Origin of the sequence: Mesorhizobium sp. Cs1321R2N1, from assembly GCF_037179725.1 — a bacterium.
GTDB lineage: Bacteria > Pseudomonadota > Alphaproteobacteria > Rhizobiales > Rhizobiaceae > Mesorhizobium > Mesorhizobium salmacidum.
Genome location: NZ_JAPYKP010000018.1, coordinates 1 through 16,872, shown reverse-complemented (window position 1 = coordinate 16,872; position 16,872 = coordinate 1). Strand labels below are relative to the sequence as shown.

General features: G+C 60.2%; 21 protein-coding genes and 1 tRNA gene. 6 read left to right on the top strand and 16 right to left on the bottom strand.

Annotation, left to right across the window (positions count from 1 at the left end):
- The first annotated feature begins 56 nt into the window (after window positions 1-56).
- The 3 genes from O7A61_RS07470 to O7A61_RS07460 all read left to right on the top strand — a co-directional run bounded on the left by O7A61_RS07470 (window position 57) and on the right by O7A61_RS07460 (window position 3,864).
- Entirely contained in the window at window positions 57-1,781 is a 1,725-nt protein-coding gene (locus O7A61_RS07470; protein WP_337129190.1) for an ABC transporter substrate-binding protein, read from the top strand.
- A gap of 91 nt (window positions 1,782-1,872) precedes the next feature.
- Window positions 1,873-3,366, top strand: a complete 1,494-nt coding sequence (gene glpK, locus O7A61_RS07465; protein WP_337129189.1) for a glycerol kinase GlpK — start codon at window positions 1,873-1,875, stop codon at window positions 3,364-3,366.
- A 12-nt stretch (window positions 3,367-3,378) separates the two neighbouring features.
- Window positions 3,379-3,864 (top strand): DUF6882 domain-containing protein, encoded by a 486-nt coding sequence (locus O7A61_RS07460; protein ID WP_337129188.1) that lies wholly within the window; start codon window positions 3,379-3,381, stop codon window positions 3,862-3,864.
- 83 nt (window positions 3,865-3,947) lie between these two features.
- Here O7A61_RS07460 and O7A61_RS07455 read toward each other — a convergent pair whose 3' ends face one another.
- On the bottom strand, window positions 3,948-4,415 hold the full coding sequence (locus O7A61_RS07455; RefSeq protein WP_337129187.1) for a BA14K family protein: 468 nt from the start codon (window positions 4,413-4,415) through the stop codon (window positions 3,948-3,950).
- Window positions 4,416-4,670: 255 nt separating this feature from the next.
- On the opposite strand from O7A61_RS07455, the gene O7A61_RS07450 reads away from it, so the two are divergent.
- A tRNA-Lys gene (locus tag O7A61_RS07450) sits at window positions 4,671-4,746 on the top strand.
- Between the two features lie 140 nt (window positions 4,747-4,886).
- Here the strand turns inward: O7A61_RS07450 and O7A61_RS07445 are convergent.
- On the bottom strand, window positions 4,887-5,309 hold the full coding sequence (locus O7A61_RS07445) for a hypothetical protein (protein WP_337129186.1): 423 nt from the start codon (window positions 5,307-5,309) through the stop codon (window positions 4,887-4,889).
- Window positions 5,306-5,479 carry a hypothetical protein gene (locus tag O7A61_RS07440; protein WP_337129185.1) on the bottom strand — a complete coding sequence of 58 codons (174 nt, stop codon included), beginning with the start codon at window positions 5,477-5,479 and terminating at the stop codon, window positions 5,306-5,308. The genes O7A61_RS07445 and O7A61_RS07440 overlap by 4 nt, the downstream gene beginning before the upstream one ends.
- Window positions 5,480-5,854: 375 nt before the next feature.
- Here O7A61_RS07440 and O7A61_RS07435 point away from each other — a divergent pair, with 375 nt between their 5' ends.
- Window positions 5,855-6,037 (top strand): hypothetical protein, encoded by a 183-nt coding sequence (locus O7A61_RS07435; protein WP_337129184.1) that lies wholly within the window; start codon window positions 5,855-5,857, stop codon window positions 6,035-6,037.
- Complete coding sequence (locus tag O7A61_RS07430; RefSeq protein WP_337129183.1) at window positions 6,034-6,201, top strand: hypothetical protein; 168 nt, start codon at window positions 6,034-6,036, stop codon at window positions 6,199-6,201. The genes O7A61_RS07435 and O7A61_RS07430 overlap by 4 nt, the downstream gene beginning before the upstream one ends.
- On the opposite strand, the gene O7A61_RS07425 is transcribed toward O7A61_RS07430, so the two are convergent.
- The 13 genes from O7A61_RS07425 to O7A61_RS07370 all read right to left on the bottom strand — a co-directional run bounded on the left by O7A61_RS07425 (window position 6,185) and on the right by O7A61_RS07370 (window position 16,520).
- Window positions 6,185-6,493 carry a hypothetical protein gene (locus O7A61_RS07425; protein WP_337129182.1) on the bottom strand — a complete coding sequence of 103 codons (309 nt, stop codon included), beginning with the start codon at window positions 6,491-6,493 and terminating at the stop codon, window positions 6,185-6,187. The genes O7A61_RS07430 and O7A61_RS07425 overlap by 17 nt on opposite strands.
- Window positions 6,494-6,518: 25 nt before the next feature.
- Window positions 6,519-8,120 (bottom strand): hypothetical protein, encoded by a 1,602-nt coding sequence (locus tag O7A61_RS07420; RefSeq protein WP_337129181.1) that lies wholly within the window; start codon window positions 8,118-8,120, stop codon window positions 6,519-6,521.
- Between the two features lie 8 nt (window positions 8,121-8,128).
- Entirely contained in the window at window positions 8,129-9,925 is a 1,797-nt protein-coding gene (locus tag O7A61_RS07415) for a hypothetical protein (RefSeq protein ID WP_337129180.1), read from the bottom strand.
- Window positions 9,926-9,927: 2 nt separating this feature from the next.
- Window positions 9,928-10,659 carry a hypothetical protein gene (locus O7A61_RS07410; RefSeq protein WP_337129179.1) on the bottom strand — a complete coding sequence of 244 codons (732 nt, stop codon included), beginning with the start codon at window positions 10,657-10,659 and terminating at the stop codon, window positions 9,928-9,930.
- Window positions 10,659-11,150: a hypothetical protein gene (locus O7A61_RS07405; RefSeq protein WP_337129178.1), complete on the bottom strand. Its 492-nt coding sequence runs from the start codon at window positions 11,148-11,150 to the stop codon at window positions 10,659-10,661. Before O7A61_RS07405 ends, O7A61_RS07410 begins: the two co-directional genes overlap by 1 nt.
- On the bottom strand, window positions 11,147-11,653 hold the full coding sequence (locus tag O7A61_RS07400) for a hypothetical protein (RefSeq protein ID WP_337129177.1): 507 nt from the start codon (window positions 11,651-11,653) through the stop codon (window positions 11,147-11,149). The genes O7A61_RS07405 and O7A61_RS07400 overlap by 4 nt, the downstream gene beginning before the upstream one ends.
- Before the next feature lie 71 nt (window positions 11,654-11,724).
- Window positions 11,725-11,919, bottom strand: coding sequence for a hypothetical protein (locus O7A61_RS07395; protein ID WP_337129176.1), 195 nt, complete (start codon window positions 11,917-11,919; stop codon window positions 11,725-11,727).
- On the bottom strand, window positions 11,916-12,545 hold the full coding sequence (locus tag O7A61_RS07390) for a hypothetical protein (RefSeq protein WP_337129175.1): 630 nt from the start codon (window positions 12,543-12,545) through the stop codon (window positions 11,916-11,918). The genes O7A61_RS07395 and O7A61_RS07390 overlap by 4 nt, the downstream gene beginning before the upstream one ends.
- Before the next feature lie 341 nt (window positions 12,546-12,886).
- Entirely contained in the window at window positions 12,887-13,888 is a 1,002-nt protein-coding gene (locus O7A61_RS07385) for an AAA family ATPase (RefSeq protein ID WP_337129174.1), read from the bottom strand.
- A gap of 431 nt (window positions 13,889-14,319) precedes the next feature.
- Window positions 14,320-14,505, bottom strand: a complete 186-nt coding sequence (locus tag O7A61_RS07380) for a hypothetical protein (RefSeq protein ID WP_337129173.1) — start codon at window positions 14,503-14,505, stop codon at window positions 14,320-14,322.
- Window positions 14,502-14,708, bottom strand: coding sequence for a helix-turn-helix domain-containing protein (locus O7A61_RS32565; protein ID WP_442921055.1), 207 nt, complete (start codon window positions 14,706-14,708; stop codon window positions 14,502-14,504). The genes O7A61_RS07380 and O7A61_RS32565 overlap by 4 nt, the downstream gene beginning before the upstream one ends.
- A gap of 77 nt (window positions 14,709-14,785) precedes the next feature.
- Window positions 14,786-15,301, bottom strand: coding sequence for a hypothetical protein (locus O7A61_RS07375; RefSeq protein WP_337129172.1), 516 nt, complete (start codon window positions 15,299-15,301; stop codon window positions 14,786-14,788).
- Window positions 15,294-16,520 carry a tyrosine-type recombinase/integrase gene (locus O7A61_RS07370; RefSeq protein ID WP_337129171.1) on the bottom strand — a complete coding sequence of 409 codons (1,227 nt, stop codon included), beginning with the start codon at window positions 16,518-16,520 and terminating at the stop codon, window positions 15,294-15,296. Before O7A61_RS07370 ends, O7A61_RS07375 begins: the two co-directional genes overlap by 8 nt.
- Between the last annotated feature and the right edge of the window lie 352 nt (window positions 16,521-16,872).

The following is a 16,872-nucleotide window of genomic DNA, read 5'->3' as shown; positions in this document are numbered from 1 at the left end:
GTAGGTGGTCGCTCCAGTTCGCACTTGAAACCTTTTAAAAACTCGGAGGAGACACAATGCGACGGCAATTTTTAACATCAACGACAGCCCTTGTCCTTTTGCTCGGCGCGGGCCACGCCTATGCCGGAATGGATGAGGCAAAAACCTTTCTCGACAAGGAGATAGGACCTCTTTCGACGCTCTCGCGCGCCGATCAGGAAAAGGAAATGCAGTGGTTCATCGATGCGGCCAAACCGTTTGCCGGCATGGACATCAAGGTCGTCTCGGAAACGTTGACCACCCACCAGTATGAATCGCAGGTGCTGGCGCCTGCCTTCACCGCCATCACCGGCATCAAGGTCACGCATGACGTTATCCAGGAAGGCGACGTCGTCGAGAAGATCCAGACCCAGATGCAGACCGGCCAGAACCTTTATGACGGCTGGGTCAACGACAGCGATCTGATCGGCACCCACTGGCGCTACCAGCAGGTGCGCGACCTGACTGATTGGATGGCGGGCGAAGGCAAGGACGTCACCGATCCGATGCTCGACGTCAACGACTTCATCGGCACCAAGTTCACCACAGCGCCGGACAAGAAGCTCTACCAGCTTCCCGACCAGCAGTTCGCGAATCTCTACTGGTTCCGTTACGATTGGTTCAACGACGAGAAGAACAAGGCCGACTTCAAGGCCAAGTATGGCTATGACCTCGGCGTGCCCGTCAACTGGTCGGCTTACGAGGACATTGCCGAGTTCTTCACCGGCCGCGACGTCGGCGGCAAGAAAGTCTATGGCCACATGGACTACGGCAAGAAGGATCCGTCACTCGGCTGGCGGTTTACGGACGCCTGGCTGTCGATGGCCGGCAACGGCGACAAGGGCCTGCCGAACGGCCTGCCGGTCGACGAATGGGGCATCAAGGTCGACGAGAACTCTCGTCCGGTCGGCTCATGCGTGGCGCGCGGCGGCGACACCAACGGCCCGGCGTCGGTCTATGCGATCCAGAAATACCTCGACTGGTTGAAGGCCTACGCGCCGCCTGAGGCGCAAGGCATGACCTTCTCTGAATCGGGTCCAGTTCCGGCGCAGGGCAATGTCGCCCAGCAGATCTTCTGGTACACTGCCTTCACCGCCGACATGGTCAAGCCCGGCCTGCCTGTCATGAACGACGACGGCACCCCGAAATGGCGCATGGCGCCGTCACCGCACGGTTCCTATTGGAAGGACGGCATGAAGCTCGGCTATCAGGACGTCGGGTCGTGGACATTGATGAAGTCGACCCCGACCGACCGCGCCAAGGCCGCCTGGCTCTATGCGCAGTTCGTGACCTCCAAGACCGTGGATGTGAAGAAGAGCCATGTCGGTCTCACTTTCATCCGCGACTCTACGATCCACGACAAGAGCTTCACCGAACGCGCTCCCAAGCTCGGCGGCCTGATCGAGTTCTACCGTTCGCCGGCGCGCGTACAGTGGACGCCGACCGGCACCAACGTTCCCGATTATCCGAAGCTGGCACAGCTCTGGTGGCAGAACGTCGGTGACGCTTCGTCGGGCTCCAAGTCGCCGCAGGAAGCCATGAATGGCCTCTGCGCCGATCAGGAGAAGGTTCTGGAGCGTATAGAGAAGTCGGGTGTTCAGGGCGATATCGGTCCGAAGATGGCCGAAGAGCATGACCTTGCTTACTGGAATGCCGACGCGGTTAAGAAGGGCAACCTCGCGCCGCAGCTGAAGCTGGACAACGAGAAGGAAAAGCCGGTCACCGTCAACTACGACGAGTTGGTCAAGAGCTGGCAGAAGTAAGACGGTCTATGCGGGCGTTCGCGCCCGTGTGAAATTGAGGGAGGCGGCGCGTTGCCGTCTCCCTTCTTTGTGTCAAGGCGGAGGATGCGGAATGAGCGGTTTTGTGCTGGCGGTCGACCAGGGAACGACGTCGACCCGGGCGATCCTGTTCGACGGCCAGATGAAGGTCGTGGGCAGCGGGCAGAAGGAATTCGCCCAGCGCTATCCGGCCTCCGGCTGGGTCGAGCACGATCCCGAAGATATCTGGGCAAGCGTCATGACCACCGTGAAGGCTGCACTGAAGGCCGCTGGCCGCGAGGCTTCCGATGTGGCGGCGATCGGCATCACCAATCAGCGCGAGACCGTCGTCATCTGGGACAAGGCGACCGGCAAACCGATCCACAATGCCATCGTCTGGCAGGACCGCCGCACGGCACCGCTGTGCCAGAAACTGAAGAAGCAGGGGCTGGAGAAGAAATTTACGCTCAAGACAGGGCTTCTGCTCGACCCCTATTTCTCGGGCACCAAGATCGCCTGGATGCTGGACAAGGTGAAGGGCGCGAGGAAACGTGCCGAGAAGGGCGAATTGCTGGCCGGTACCATCGACAGTTTTTTGACCTGGCGGCTGACCGGCGGCAAGGTGCACGCCACCGACGCCACCAACGCCTCGCGCACGCTGGTCTATAATATCGAGAAGAATGGCTGGGACGACGAACTGCTTTCCATCCTGCGGATCCCGGCCGTGATGCTGCCGGAGGTCAAGGATTGCGCCGATGATTATGGAATCACAGAAAAAAGCCTGTTTGGCGCCGGGATAAGAATCCTCGGCGTTGCCGGCGACCAGCATGCCGCGACCATCGGTCAGGCCTGTTTCGAACCGGGCATGATGAAATCCACCTACGGCACAGGCTGTTTTGCGCTGCTCAACACCGGCAGCGATCTGGTGCGCTCCAAGAACCGCCTCTTGACGACCATCGCCTACCGGTTGAACGGCAAGACCACTTATGCGCTGGAAGGCTCGATCTTCATCGCTGGAGCTGCCGTGCAGTGGCTGCGCGACGGCATCAAGGTCATCGGCAAGGCCGAGCAGAGCGGCAAGCTCGCGGCGGAGGCCGATCCGACGCAGAACGTCTATCTGGTGCCGGCCTTTGTCGGCCTAGGCGCGCCGCACTGGGATGCCGAGGCCCGTGGCGCCATCTTCGGGCTGACCCGGAATTCCGGTCCGGCCGAGTTCGCCCGAGCGGCTTTGGAATCCGTTGCCTACCAGACCCGCGACCTGCTCGATGCCATGCACAAGGATTGGAAGGGCGCCAAGGCAAAGACCGTGCTCAGGGTCGATGGCGGCATGGTGGCTTCGGACTGGACCATGCAGCGCCTGGCCGACATTCTCGATGCACCGGTCGATCGGCCGACTATTCTCGAGACGACCGCGCTGGGGGCCGCCTGGCTCGCCGGCTCGAAGGCGGGCGTGTGGCCGGCGGCGAGGGAGTTTGCGAAAAGTTGGGCACTTGAGCGACGGTTCGAGCCTGATATGAATAGCTCGATCCGATCCACCAAGCTGGCAGGCTGGCGCGATGCGGTGCGAAGAACGCTCAGTGTGTCATAAAGAGCCGTCTGATTGGGCGAGGGGGAAATGGAGCCAAACTGGTATTCTGCTTGGCGCGAAGAGGCTATCGAGCAGTTGGAATCCAAGAATAGCCGTTTGGAGAAAGAATTCCGCATTGGCCACTGGTCGCGCTATGACTTGAAGAACGGAAGCCTCTTGTTCTCCCAGGATGGGGCGACCAAGGTGATCACCGGAATCCAGCTCGCCGGTTCCACAAACGCAAAGGCACAGAACTGGCTGTGGGCATGGGCGAATTTAAATTTGCCCGATAGTCTTCTCAGAGACGCAAGGCTGGTCCGATCTTTCGGCGAGAAGAACAACATCCGCGAACTGACTCAGCCTTACGTGATAGATGCGGAGAATGAGCTTGAAGTGCTGGGTTGGGAATTGACCGCCGTAATGGTTCGAATTTGCGATGCACTAGGAGCGTACCGCTCACCCCAAGGTGAAGGTGGTGCGCTTTTTTATGTCCTCAAGAGCGTCAACTGGGCAGGCTGATGCCGTTCGGCAATTAAAGGTACAAGGCCCGCGCCATAGCTGGCGCGGGCCTTTCGACGCATTGTATTCATCCTCACGCAGGATCAGTAAGGCGAACGGCACTCCCGACGAGGACCATTGTTCGGCTGGAAGGTGTTGTCCGAGGCGCGATAGCTCCGATAGTGGTCGTAGCACCACTGCACATGGGCATTGCCTTCATAGACGCGGTTGTTCTCGTTGGCGATCGCGCCGGTGATCAAGGCGCCAGTCGCGAAGGCCGCGAGCGGGAACCAGTAGTCGCCGTGACGGCGATAGCCGCGGCGATATTCACGATAGCCGCGATGACCATTCCAATACATGTCACCGTTGCGGCTAAAGCTGCGATTGCGCGAGAAATTGCGATCGAAGGAGCGGTTTCTCCTCCACTCCCGGTACTGCACTGTCTGCACATCCGGCGTTGCCGCCTGGGATAATGGCACGTAGGCCGGCTGGGCGTTGACCGGCACCGCCTCCGCCGCGACGAATGTGGCCGAGAGGGTGGCGGCAAGCAGGCCCGTTGTGATTCTATTCATTGGTATTCTCCTCAAGCGTTTGTCGGGCGTCCCATTGGCAAAAAACGATAGCGCGTCGGATTTGTTCCCCATGCTGGCGGCCCCCGCCGGACTGAGATCGAAACTGCCTGGCTGCTCGCCAGAACACGGGGAACAAGCAGGGGCCAGCGATTTAGGGCAAAGAGCGGGTTTGGAACCTATCTTTTCCGGTTGACCGGTCGCGGCACTCTCCCTATGTTCCGCGCAATTTCGAGGGCGGCCTTTTCGAGCCCGCGGGAGCGCGTAGCTCAGCCGGTAGAGCAACTGACTTTTAATCAGTAGGTCATGGGTTCGAATCCCATCGCGCTCACCAAAAACTCAAGAAAATCAGGACTTTGCGAGAGGTGAGGGCGGGTTTCTGTGTCTCTGTTTTTTCGTGTCCGCACTATGTCCAAAAATGAAGGCCCGGAAGCCGAAGCCACCGGGCCTTATCGTAAACCGATTTCCGGTTAATTATGCCGCGCAGGCGGCCTCCCATTCGCGATCATGGTCTTCCTCCCGCTCATGATCGCCGCGACTGCCGTCCGCCCAATGGGCTTGTGAACAACGCTCTGGCGCGCCCGGGGATGGCTCTAGAGTCCCATCGTCCTCATCATCGCTGTTGTCCTGCTCCCGGTCGTCGTAGGCACTCCCCCGGCCATCCAGGAACATGTTGCTGGTGGCCTGTGGTCCGCGATCGGACCAACCCAGTGACGGCTCGTCGTCGTTTGTTTCCTCAAGGTCGCAATCGGCTTCCATACAGTCCAAAGCCGTGATGAGCGACGTGGCGCGGTCGAATAGGTCGTTAAGCTGCGCTTCGATCGCCTTGCGCCATGTGCGCGGGTCCATGCCCTCAGGAATGCCGAAGGGCTTTAGTGTTCCGACTGGCGCGTTCATGCCCACGCCTCCGGGCTGCGAATGTAAGCCTTGATTGCGGTCGGATCGGTGCCGGTCGAATGCAACTGCCAAACGTCCGCAAGAACTCGATCGAACTTGCGGCGAAGGCGTTCGGCTGCGTCGGTCGGAAGCGTGTCTAGCAGCGCTTCGATACGTTGAAGTCTGGTCATTGTTCCAAGTCTCACTGGTTCGAACCGGCTTGCTACGGCCGGCGACGTGGCGGAAAAGTTTTCCGCGACGTCATCAACGGCGGACGGCGCCGAAGCCGGGGGTTAGCAACTCGCCAGTGAGACGAGCCGGTGGCTTTTAACCGCGAGGTCTGGACAGCACCACCGCCCCCGGCCTATAGAAAGGCCGTTCGCGGCAGCCGCCAAGCTGCGCGTCACTCCCTAAGCGGGAGAAACGACAAAGAATCGCGCCAACGATTTTTGGTCGTCACTGGTCCGGGTTGCTACGCCCACGGACATGATGCTCTCAGTATGTTAAGAATTCAAGCGCGCCCTGCGAGGGGCGAAGCTTGGGGGGGCGAAATGCTGATTCCGTACTTGTCGATTGCCACCAGCATCCTTGCCGCCTGTCTTGGCGTCAGAGCTGCAACAATCACGATCCGCGATTCCATGGATGATTTCATGGCCGACATCGCCCGGCAAAGCCGCTGGGCCAGCTTTGCCGCTGTTGCCGCCGGTCTATCGGTCATTCTTCAGAGCGTTGATCGGCTGAGCCAATGACAGAACGGCAGATGGTCGCCGTCCTCGCCGTCTACCTCATAGGCGCCGTGCTGCTCAGTTACTTTCTAGGCAGCACCGTCTATGCATACGCTGGCGAAGGCGGCGAGGTCATTGTGGGTTTTGCCTATTTCGGCTTGCTGCTTGCTGTCATGAGCCGGTTTTAGGAGTTGGCTCTCCTGCGTTTAGAACGTCATCACAGAACGCAAGGATGTCTCGGTCGGCAAACGCGAAGGGAAAGCTTCTGACCTTGGCAGAGAGGTGATTCCAGTCCGCGTCTTCGAGTTCTATGCATTGGCCGGCAACCGCTTCGAGCTTGTCCATCAGGCGGATATCGAGCCGCATCTGATCCAGTGTCGTGGCGGCACGACCGGTTCCGCCGATCGGTTGCTTGACGATCTCGTTCAGCAAGTCCCGCGCCTTCAACTGGCCACGATCATTGAGAGCAAAAGTTTTCATTACTGGTTTTCTCCTATGAAAATCGTTAGAAGCAGGGTACCCACCGGGTGACGCCTGCGCTGTTTTTGAACGCGTGCCATTCCTGAACGGTAGTGTGCGATCCAGTTGGCCCAAGGCTGCCCAGGACCGTCGCAACAGTCCCGTTGGCAGCAAAATTGGCAGTGCCGGTATATTGGATGTTGCCGGCACCAAGGACGCGGATCGCCTCCGTCCCGCCTGCGTTTCCAACCTGGAAAATGATCGCCTCAGATCCGGCGCCTGCCCCAGTCGTCGCCCGCAGCGAGAGCGTTGATGCCACGCCTGTGCCGCCGACGATGGTTGGGGTGAACGCAGCAGCGGCGTTGACGTTGCCTGTCCCATCGACAGAGAAGCCATTCGACTTGAAGGCTGTTGTCGTCGTGACGCTGGAGATGTCGATGCCCGAGGCTACGGTATAGGCACCTGTGGTCTTGAAGAGGGTGCCGGTCGCCTGAATGGGCGGGTTAGAACCAAACTTGTTGAAGTTGATGCCGTAGAGCGCGGATTTTACATCGCTGGCCTGGCACCAAACATAGGCGCCAGCCGTGTCTGCCAAGGCGCTCCCATACACAATGAGCGCACCGTTTGCGAAGCCGCCAGCCACCAATGAGGCGAAGTCGATCTCGACGGCGTCAACGACCGCAGTTGCGTTGTTGGCAAAAGCCGTGACGTTAAGTCCCCAGGCTTTCGAGCCCGCGCCCGTCGCCTCGCCAAGAAAGAAACCCGCAACAGCCGGTGCCGTGCCGGAATTCCTGACCCAGGACGAAACCTGGAATATGTTGCCGGACACGCCGTCATTGTAAACGCCGGAGAGCGCCAGTTTCGTCTTGATTGGGGCGACCTGATATGGAGGGGTGAGCGGGTCGCCGGTTCCGGCGTCTCCGGCTGTGCTCAGAACAAAGCCGTCGATTGGCGCTGTTGCCGTGTTGCCCAGCGCCGGCATGGCCGAGAATCGGAGAACCCCGGAAGTGTTGGCAATCGCCCACGGATTGGCCCCTGCACTATCCAGGATGGCAATGGCATTGTTGCGAGTGCCGGACGCAACGAGGGCGGCGCCATAGTTGGCGGAACTCCATTGCGCGCCGGCGGTGAACGTCGGCTGGGTGCCGAAGACAGCGGAACCGGTGCCGGTCTCATCAGTAAGAAGCGCCCGGAGATTGGCGCTGGAGGGTGTAGTGACCAAGGCGTCGACGCCAGTGGCCCGATTGACGGCGGCCCAGCTTGCCAGGTCGGCATCGTATGGCTGCGCATTTCGGGCGAAGGCGAGATTCGTTGAGCCTATCGTGATCGGGTTGGATGTCGTGACTTGCCAAATTCCGCTGTTTGTCGTTCCGCCGGTCACGTTGACCATTGTCCCGGTCTTCACGTCGCGGTTGTTGTTGAAGTCTTTTGCCCGGCGCCAAGAGCCAGTGTCAGCGACGTAGATGCCGTTATCGGAAGCCGTGGTCTGGTCCTTCACCAAAACCCTGTCGTCGGTAACGATGGCCACCCCGTCGATGGTCTGTTGACCGCTCAGGGTAATATTGGCGGTTGTCGCCGCCTTCACCGGGCCTTTGAAAGCCGTCGATGAGCTCAACCCATCTTTGATGTCGATTTGTACACTGGTCATCGGGGTTCCTAGATTAAACAGGTGGCAAGGGATTTCAGGGCTTCGCCGTAGGCGGATGCCTGGTCGAATTGAACGTGAGCTTCCGCCATGTGCTGGATGTCTTCCTCGGACAGGCGGCCTTCGGTGGCGAGTTGCGTCAGGTCGGCTTCTTCCTTGAACGCGCCGGTCTTGGCGTCCACATGAAATTGCTGTGCAACGTCTTCCGGCTTCGAAATGCGCGTCTCGGCTTCCTTCCTGCCCTCTGGCAGGGGTTCGACGGCTGCGCGGGCCGTATTCGGGGAGACTGACGCCGCAAGCTCCCGCTGGTGATAGTTGATCAGTTCGGGCAGAAGATCGTGGTTCTCGAACCTGCCGAAGCCAAGGCCGATTCCGGTCGTAGCATCCAGCCAGCGCACCAGCCGGTTGTGCATCCTGTTGCCTATCTGCTGCTGTCGGGTGAGCTTGGCAGCACGGTATTCTGACCACTTGGTGGACTCTTTGGCCACGGCGGCGGCAAATTCGGGACTGCCCACCTTCAGGTTGGGATCTATCACCGGCTGTTTTTTAGGAACCGTTGGAACGTCGATCGCGGCGGGATCGAATGAAAGCGGCATGGGTCGGGCATTCTCGTCGCCGGCAATGCCGTCGAACCCCTTTGCCTGGAGATCCGAGAGCATCAGGCTATCAAAGGTCGAGGGGCTGACAGTCGGGTCCATTTCAGGGTGAGCGGCGGCAACCGCCCTATAGGAAGCCGCCACGTCTTCCATCGTCGCTGGCTTGGCGATCGGGGTAGCATCTACGGTCGCGCGGCGGATGGCTTCGACGCGCTGCACCTCTTGGGAGACGCGCGCCAGCGGCTCGGTAGCGTTGGGGGAGAGGGAAACATCCTCACCACGGACAATCGCGTCAATGCCCTCATTGAGGGCGATACGGGCTTCCTGTGTGGTCTTCAGGGTGGCAAGCCGGTCCTCTGTCTCAGCGCGCAATGCCGGGTCGATGCTGCGAGGTGTGCGGCCCTCGATAACGCCATGAATCGTTCCGAAGGCGCCGCCGATGAGCGCAGCCGTGGCGATCTGGGAAATCGTTGCTTGCCAGGACACGTCATCGCCAAACTTCGCACGATCTCCGGAGGTGGCCAGACTGGCGATGCCAGTGTTCAACGCCGCATCGGCGGCACTCGTCAGGAGCCGGCCACCGACATAGCCATATCGGGCGATCTGGGCTGCTTTGACGGATTCCCCCACGACAGGAACGTAATTGATCGGGTCCAACGCCTGCCCCGCCAAGCCGCCGATAAAGGCCGTGATGGGCCGTTTCTGGGTGAAGTATTCCCGAACCTTCTGCGCGTCATAGGAATCGGCCAGCGCGGCAGCGCGCGTCTCAGTCATCCCCGCATCCCACGGAATGCCCTGCCGATAGGAGGCGGAAGCTTTGTATTGGTCTTCGGTGATCGGGTTTGCCGCATCGCGCCGGGCGAAGAAGCTCTCCGGGCTTTCGCCTCGATTGGCCGCGATCGGCGCGCCGGTATCGGTTGTCGCCTTGCGCAGGGCAGAGCCGAGGAAGAGACTTTCCAGAACCCCGGTCTTGGCGCTTTGCTCAAGTGTGGAGAACAAACTCAGGGGTTCGTTGAGGGCGGACTGGATCAACATCGCCGGCGTAGCGCCCTCATATTGTGCCGGGTACCCGGTGAAAGCATTGGCGCCAGGCTTCACCCGCGAGAGGCCCAGCGGGAACCCGCCAGGCGCCACCTCGGTAACGTCGTCGGCAGGGCCGGGCGCCTCGAAGCTGGGGACGTTTTGCTGCAACACGTTGTTGATGGGGTCCATGTTCAGCCCGCCAGTTGACGAAAGATTTTCATAATCGTTGCTGTTTCGAGCCCGTCGAACCAAGCCCAGAAATCGGCCGCGTCGTCCTCATCCATGGCCTGCACGAGGCGAAGCGTGCGGGTGCGCATGATCGCCACCTTCTCAGGAGCGTAGGAGCCCCACTCCTGCACCAGAAGCTTGCCGGCAGGGGTCTTGCTGAAGATGTCGATCTCGGCTTGCCCGGCGGGCTGCACGTAGGGAATGCCGCTCGCGAACTCGTCCATCAGGGCAATCTCGACGCTGTGCGGTACAGAGCGGGAGAAGGTCTCTATGAACACCCTTTGCTCACGGTTGCCGCCCACGCTACGCACAATGGCGCCGATATCCTTCTGGACGTTGGCAAGGTGGGTGCCAAAGCCGCCCATGCGCTCCCACTCGTAGACCAGCTTTTGGCCGGCGGCAGAGCTGCACAGCGAGTTTCGGGCGGTGTCGGCTGGCGTCGGAGCGGTCGGTGTTCCGGCATCGGGGTTTACCGCCTCGATCTCGGCCTGGATGAGCGCCCGATATTCCTTGTCCAAGCCCTCGTCCTCGTACCGGGAGAAGTCGCTGCGCATGATGGCCTCGATTTCGGCCTTCCGGGCGGAATTGGCAGGGAGAGAGGCAAATCCCCCCTGTTCAACGCCGCCCGGAAGGTCACTCGTCGCAGGCTCTGCAACCGCGCCGGAGTTCTGGGAAGTGATAAGATCGTTGGACATCACGCAACCCTCGCCGGATAGAGGTTGGCCAGGAGGCGGGTGGCCAGTTCGGCATTGGCCGTAGCCTGGGTCATCGGGTGGCCGTCGCTCTTGCGCTCCACGATGTAGCCAAAGCCGTTCCAGGCAACGCGGTACTTGTCGTCCTCAAAGAGCTTGTCGAAACGGGTCGGCATGGTCGTCACGCGGGGCTTTGCCAGCACCACGGATTTCATGTCGGCGGATGCCACGATGGCCTCAGCCACCCAAGTCTCATCATACGCGACGATGAACAGGCGATCGAACTTGCGCAGCGCGTTCCTGCTGCCGTTCTGGAGCTTGCGCCACACACCCGGCTCTTTCAGGTCGTCAGCGACAAAATCGGCAGGCACGCGCACCATGTATTCGCGCCAGCACTGGCCGGAGGATTGCAACATCACGCGGGCCGGATCGATCTCCGGTGCCGTGCGTGCGGCGGTCTTCAGATCGGCAACATCAAGGGAGGTCTTGGTCATGCATCGGCTCCTTTCAGGACAGACAGGATTTCAGTCTGGGTGCTTGCGGCCTCAATCTCCCGCCAGTTGCCGGCAAAGCGGCCCAAGGCATCAGGGAAGGCGATCATTCCGAACTTGCGGCGAAGGCCGACAAGCGGCTTCAGCACGTTGGTCAGCATCAGAGACAGGCGAGTCTCGGTTTCGGTGGCATCGAGCAGGCCGGCGCCGCCTCCAGTGGCGTTCAAGGCCCGGACGATGCGGGCACAATCACCATTGGCGGCGATCCATAGCTTGCCCGCCTCGCACAGATCCCGGGCGGCTTTCTCGGCCCGTTCGGCGGCCTCCAGGCGATCTTCGTTGAAACGCTCAAGCTTCTGCCTCAAACCGTCGCGGCGGGCCTTCTCGGCGGCGGTGGCGGCCTCACGCTCGCGGCGCATGGCTTCACCCTCGGCAGCGTCGATGGCCTGTAGCTCGGTCTCCAGGGCCGCCAGTTCCCGACTGTCGAAGCTCTTGGCATCGAGCATGGCAACGCCACGCGCCCGTGTCAGTGCAGCGATGCGGCTCTCAGCGGTGGCGCGGCGTGTGGCGAAGTCCCTCATTTCAGCGAGCCCTTGGCAATCAAGGCCACAGCACGAGCCTCAGCCTCTTCCCGGCCTCTGATCAGTTCGAGGCGTTCACCATTGGCACGGCATAGCCAGACCATCGGCTTGCCTGCCGGGCCGGGTTCCATCGACGGGGTATATTCCAGGGCAGCAACGCCCTCGCAGATCAGTTCAATGGGGTTTCTCACAGGACGCTCCTGTCCGGGTCAGAGGTGTTGTTGTCGTTGGAAACCAGCGGCTCCCCATCAGCGAAGTCTGCGATGCGAAGCTGCACGGCAAGATCAGCAAGGGCCTCAGGAATGGGGATGCCCGTGTCCTTGGCCTGTGCGACGGCGTAGGCGATGCGGCGGGCTGCGTCGTACTTGGATTCCTTCCTGCCTACGCAGGTGCCGTACAGGTCGATGTTGTCGCGCACCTCGTGGATGACGCGCCCATTCACAAACACGCCGGATTCAGGATCGTGCCTTGCTGCCTGAGGTGGACGCAGCCCCAGCACCTCCAGATGGCGGCGAAGGGTGTTGCTTGCCCGCTGGTAGCTGTCCAGGTCATCGCTGGTGATCTGGCCGGCGGTGGCGAAGGTAGCTTCCATCCGCTCCAGTTCCACCGACAACGTAGCAGCACGACGCACCAGAGACCGCTGTGCCTGGCTCAGACTGTCCGTCCCGCCAAGATCCTGCTCGTGAGCCTCGATCAAATCACGAAGGCGGCGGACCCAAGTCGTTCGACCATCAGCGGCGACGGTAGCGGAACCATTGGTGATACGGTTCCGACCTTGCGGCTTTCGTGCCTCTTTCGTCTGGGTATCTGAGGGCATTTTCGGTTCCAAATCAGGGACACTGTGCGGACACGATCAACTCTGAACGACAGAAAAGCAAACAGAAACAATGCATATGTCCTGAAATGTCTACTGATAACAAATCAGTTTCATATCTTTTCAGGGATGAGCGATCACCTTCCGGAAAGCCGGATGCCGCCAGAAAAAGTTGGAGGCGTTGCAGGTGCGTTTCGGGCGATGTTTTCATCATTCGAAACCCATGCCGTTCACCCCTGACAAGCGTGACAAAGCCTGACAATGTCACGGTGCGTCACGGTGGAGGAGAACGTGACATGACATGACACCCCCTTATAAGGGTGTCCTGATGTCACGCTCCGCCGCTACCCGAAGCATCTCCACACATGGTCGTCATAGAACTGGATGTGGCCGCCATCATGCAGGGCTTTCCTGGCACGGTTGAAGGCGACCAGCTTGGTGTTAGGTTTGTCCTCCGGTGAATGGAGGTAGCAGTGCCGCCGCCATTGATCGATCTGCACGACATTGCAGGGCGGCCAGTCCTGTCCGAACTTCCTCACGCCATGCTCCTGTAGGGCGTCATCGAGAGCATTGAGTGCGGACTTGTTGCCGGCGGACAGCGTTCTCTTCTTGCCACCGCCAGTGCTGACAGATGCGTCCAACTCGGCAATCAGTGACCCGTTGGACTGCACCATCCTGAAGCCCCAGGAACCGGTGCTGTCGGCATCCTTGTGGCGCTCGACGGTTAGCGTGGCAGTCAATGCGTCCTTGTCTCCTTCCATGCGCAAGCGGGTATCGAACGAGCCCCAGAAATGCGTGTGCATCCTGGCCCTGGTGTCGTCTTGCCATCCTGTGTGCGCCACAACGAGAACGGATGCCCCAGTTTCTCGGAGAATGCGCTGGATGCCGTGAACCCACGCCCTTGCGGTTTTGTCTTCGATCTCGGAGCCCTTCATTGATCCGCCGAAGATGTCGATGACAACCAGGGCAAAGTTTCCGCGCAAGTTCATGGCGGCAATAAGCGCCGTCACGTCGTCCGTGGTGTCGAGGCAGATTTCCTGCGGGTAAAGGAATGCCCGGCGATCTTCCTCGGCAACGGCGTGATGCTGGTACCATGCCGGGATACGCAGCCTGCCGACCCCGTTGGCGCCTTCGGTAGCGACGAACAGCACTCCACCCGGCTTGACCTCGTTGCCGGCCCAGTCCTGCCCGATATCGACGCTTAGGCCAATGTCGATCGCCAAGAAGCTTTTGAAGCTGTTGCTCTTGCCGAACATCAGGGCGGTGGAGCGCGTCTGGATCAGACCACCCACCAGCCATTCTGGCTCCGGCAGATTGCTCATTCGCCCGTAGTCGAGAATGTCCATTAATAAGACCTCCTTGCAACGCGCCGGTACTCTTTCGCGGCTTCGGCTACGTGAGGCGGCATTGCAGCTCGCGGCTCAATGTCGGGCCTGGTCCTACCTGCCCACTCGGCAAGGAGGCTGGTGGCGGCGTCCTGGAGGCGGTCTAAGAGGCGGCAGGAGTAGCCGAAGTCATCGAGGCGGAACTGCGCGTCCATGAGGTGAGAACGGGCAGCGCGCACCCTGGCGACAACGGGAGGCGGAACAGGTTCGTTGATCATGCTCGGCCTCCATAAGCGAGGCGCGCGACAGTCAGAGCCACGGGCACCGACATCGGGAAGCGCTTTATGATGCGCGATGCTTGCCTAAGGCGGAGGTCTTCGGCTATTGTCGGGTTCTTGCTGCTTTGGATATCGACTTCGCGAAGCTCGCCCTGGCCGGCGGGCTTTCGCATTTCAAGAGGCGTCTGCATTGGCGCCTCCAGCATGAGACTGGCGGATCACTTCAACGGCTTCGGCCGGACCAATATGGAACCGCTGCCGCAAAAGAGGTACGAGAGCCAACCGCACCCGTTCGTCAGGGCGACGCTGGCGCCATTCGTTGACGGCATCGAGCATTTCGGGGGAGGGATGGAAGCTCATGCCGCCCTCCGCTTGTTGGGAGTGCGCTCACGCGATTCGAGCCAGGCTTTAATGGATGCGATCCGGTAAAGGATGCGTCCGCCGACTTGGACGTGAGGAATACCGTCTGGCATTTCCTGCCACCGGCATACCGTGCGAGGGGTGATATTGAGCTCAGCTGCGAGTTGATCGCGAGTGAGGTAGTCGTCTAGAATTTTTGTCATCGGGTGTCCTTCCGTTGGTTGGAACGACACCCAATTGACCTATTTTTTCAGCGCATAAGAGAGACAGAAGGTGCGGCCTACTTTTGTCCTATCTCGCTCAGCGCGCGGTTGAGGGTCTTCTTGCTGACTGTCATGGGAGCGATCATTTGACCGACCTCCCAAAGCAGTGCCTCTCTCTTACCCGTCAAAGAGTTTTGCGGAAGCGTTCGCAAAGCCGCTTTGACAGCCTCAAGCTTCTCGGGTGGCCTATGCGGGACTTTTGCCTTTGTGGCCAGCGGCGGTGTCACGCCCTTTAGATCGTGCATCCACGCAATTAAGCTTTCCAGATTGACCTCCTCTGGCACGTCATCCATTGCAGCCGCGATCTTCTGGTCCGCTTCGAGATCCACATAGGTCAGCCCGCCGGCATACCGGTTAACGGCATCGTGCCACGCTACCGGCTTTGCGAACTTCGGTCCTTCAACGGTCCTCTCGCCGCGAGCCTCGACGGAACCTTCGTCTATTGCGCTGCGCAGCAAGGGAGCAGGCTTCGACACCTTCAGTGTGATCTCGATGCGCGCCACGGCTTCGATAAAGGAGATCCATTCAACCATTTGCGCCACCATGGATGCTGACCACATCGGCGCCCTTGTCCTTGGCCATCACGATCGATCCGGCACGCTCGGTGGCCTGCCGCAGCGGATCATCCATAAGATGGCTGTAGCGGGCCGTCGTGGCCGGCTGTGAGTGTCCAAGCAATGCCCCGATGATCGGCAGGGAAAGGCCAGCGCTGGCCAGCACAGAGGCGTATGTGTGACGCAGATCGTGGATGCGCGCCGATGGCCTCACCACAACCTTTTCGCCCACGGTTTCGGCTGTGACGATGCCGGCGGCAACACACACGTCACGCCACTCGTTCTTGATCTCGACGCGGTGATCGGCGCCGCGACCGGGGAACACATAGATGGCATCGTCCTTGGCCTTCTCGCGAAGCTCGGTGAGCAGCAAACGGGCCGGGGCAGAGAGGGGGACTCGGTGCATGGTCTTCTGCTTTGTCGTGGCGCCGGGCTTTGTCCATACCCCGGCGGCGAGGTCGAACTGTTCCCATTTCGCGGCCTGCACTTCGCCACGGCGCGCGCCGGTCAGAAGGAGAAGCCGGAAGATGTTTGCGGCCTGCTGATCCCCCAGCGCGATCAGCGCCTCGGTCAGCTTCGCCAGTTCAGCCGGGGATAAGTAACGGTGACGCTTCTGCTCATCGTTGCGCTCGATTCCCTTTGCCGGGTTGTCGGTGCGCCACCTCCATTTGATAGCGAGCCCGAACATTTTGGAAAGCACGGCCACCGTCCGGTTTGCCAGATAAGGCGCGTCCTTGGAAATCTTCCGATGCAGGTTGTCGATGTCTGTAAACTCGACGTCGGCCACCTTCTTGTGCTTCAGAGCAGGGAGGATGCGGTTTTTGATCAGGGCCTTGTAGTCGCGCGCGGTTGCGTCCCGCTTCTTGGTCAAATGCTCTTTCTCAAATCGGTCGCAGAGATCGGCAACGGTCTTGGCATCGCGCGATGACTTGAGATCGCCCATAGGATCGGCGCCCACGTCGATCCGCTTTTTGAGATCCTTCGCTTCTTCCCGCGCAGCACCAGTCTTCCAGTCCGGGCGGGCGCCGATCGTGTACCGCCGCTCCAGGCCGCTCCGGGTGCGGTAATTCAGGATGAACGAGCGCGCGCCACCGGCGGTGACGCGGATGCCGAAGCCCTTTACGTCGTCGTCGTAGGTGATCTTGTTGCCGGTCGCCGGCAGGGGCAGTTTATCGACCAGGGTATCGTTGAGCTTCATGGGGGTTCGTGTCCGCACTGTGTCCGTCCAATCGACGAGCATTCATATGCAGACATTGTCGCACAGTGTCATGATTTGTCAAAACATGACACTTACGAATCAACAGGTTAGTGCGCGGACACAGGCAATATTGAACGAAAGCAAAGGCTTGGCAAAAGCGACGGGAATGAACTTTTAATCAGTAGGTCATGGGTTCGAATCCCATCACGCTCACCATTGTCAGATGGTCCGTTCCGGACACATGGGTTACGGTTTATACCGGAGACATGGGTAACACTTTTGGCCCGAACGGGTTTTGGAGTGGTTCGAGCCTGCATGTCTCATCGTCGAAATATCCCAAATCGTAGTCCAT

Bases quoted from the DNA above. Each gene is read 5' to 3' on its own strand.
- O7A61_RS07430 (WP_337129183.1), top strand. From the start codon at position 6,034: ATGACAGAACGGCAGATGGTCGCCGTCCTCGCCGTCTACCTCATAGGC.
- O7A61_RS07410 (WP_337129179.1), bottom strand. From the start codon at position 10,659: ATGTCCAACGATCTTATCACTTCCCAGAACTCCGGCGCGGTTGCAGAG.
- O7A61_RS07440 (WP_337129185.1), bottom strand. From the start codon at position 5,479: ATGACCAGACTTCAACGTATCGAAGCGCTGCTAGACACGCTTCCGACC.
- O7A61_RS07415 (WP_337129180.1), bottom strand. From the start codon at position 9,925: ATGGACCCCATCAACAACGTGTTGCAGCAAAACGTCCCCAGCTTCGAG.
- O7A61_RS07425 (WP_337129182.1), bottom strand. From the start codon at position 6,493: ATGAAAACTTTTGCTCTCAATGATCGTGGCCAGTTGAAGGCGCGGGAC.
- O7A61_RS07400 (WP_337129177.1), bottom strand. From the start codon at position 11,653: ATGCTCGATGCCAAGAGCTTCGACAGTCGGGAACTGGCGGCCCTGGAG.
- O7A61_RS07445 (WP_337129186.1), bottom strand. From the start codon at position 5,309: ATGAACGCGCCAGTCGGAACACTAAAGCCCTTCGGCATTCCTGAGGGC.
- O7A61_RS07390 (WP_337129175.1), bottom strand. From the start codon at position 12,545: ATGCCCTCAGATACCCAGACGAAAGAGGCACGAAAGCCGCAAGGTCGG.
- O7A61_RS07455 (WP_337129187.1), bottom strand. From the start codon at position 4,415: ATGAATAGAATCACAACGGGCCTGCTTGCCGCCACCCTCTCGGCCACA.
- O7A61_RS32565 (WP_442921055.1), bottom strand. From the start codon at position 14,708: ATGACAAAAATTCTAGACGACTACCTCACTCGCGATCAACTCGCAGCT.
- O7A61_RS07375 (WP_337129172.1), bottom strand. From the start codon at position 15,301: ATGGTTGAATGGATCTCCTTTATCGAAGCCGTGGCGCGCATCGAGATC.
- O7A61_RS07470 (WP_337129190.1), top strand. From the start codon at position 57: ATGCGACGGCAATTTTTAACATCAACGACAGCCCTTGTCCTTTTGCTC.
- O7A61_RS07420 (WP_337129181.1), bottom strand. From the start codon at position 8,120: ATGACCAGTGTACAAATCGACATCAAAGATGGGTTGAGCTCATCGACG.
- O7A61_RS07380 (WP_337129173.1), bottom strand. From the start codon at position 14,505: ATGAGCTTCCATCCCTCCCCCGAAATGCTCGATGCCGTCAACGAATGG.
- O7A61_RS07385 (WP_337129174.1), bottom strand. From the start codon at position 13,888: ATGGACATTCTCGACTACGGGCGAATGAGCAATCTGCCGGAGCCAGAA.
- O7A61_RS07370 (WP_337129171.1), bottom strand. From the start codon at position 16,520: ATGAAGCTCAACGATACCCTGGTCGATAAACTGCCCCTGCCGGCGACC.
- O7A61_RS07405 (WP_337129178.1), bottom strand. From the start codon at position 11,150: ATGACCAAGACCTCCCTTGATGTTGCCGATCTGAAGACCGCCGCACGC.
- glpK (WP_337129189.1), top strand. From the start codon at position 1,873: ATGAGCGGTTTTGTGCTGGCGGTCGACCAGGGAACGACGTCGACCCGG.